Origin of the sequence: Chlorobaculum sp. 24CR (genome assembly GCF_004118635.1) — a bacterium.
GTDB lineage: Bacteria > Bacteroidota > Chlorobiia > Chlorobiales > Chlorobiaceae > Chlorobaculum.
This window is the reverse complement of record NZ_SDGU01000088.1, coordinates 1-505: the sequence shown is the minus strand read 5'-3', so window position 1 is coordinate 505 and position 505 is coordinate 1. Positions and strand designations below refer to the sequence as shown.

The 505-nt window shown below is 54.3% G+C and carries 1 protein-coding gene; it reads left to right on the top strand.

The features are described from left to right. Nucleotides 1–505, top strand: a 505-nt coding sequence (locus tag EST62_RS12650) for a transposase (protein WP_134751649.1), incomplete at both ends; no start/stop codon positions are given.

The window sequence follows — 505 nt, the reverse complement described above, 5'->3', positions numbered from 1 at the left end:
CCAGCGCAACAGCCGCGAAGAAAACGCCCAGATCAAGGCGGGCCAGACGCCGGAAGCCTGGAAACAGAAGCCCAACAAGCTTCGCCAGAAAGACGTCGATGCCCGGTGGTTGAAGAAAAACAACGCCAGTTTCTATGGCTACAAAAACCATGTCAAGGTCGATAAAGGCACCAAACTCATCAACAACTGGATGGTGACGCCCGCCTGCGACCACGATTCCCAAGAGCTGGAAACGCTGCTCGAAAAGCAAGATGTGGGCCAGCCGCTGTACGGCGACAGCGCCTATGTCGGACAGCAAGCTATTATCGACGAGTGTGAAATGACCAATGACGTCCACGAAAAAGGAACGAAAGGCCATCCGCTGACCGAAGAGCAAAAAGCCTCGAATCGAGTGAAATCAAAGAGCCGTGCGCGAGTCGAGCATGTGTTTGGCTTCATGACCAATTCGATGAACGCGATGTATGTCAGAACGATCGGCTATGTGCGGGCGGTCGCCAAGATCGGC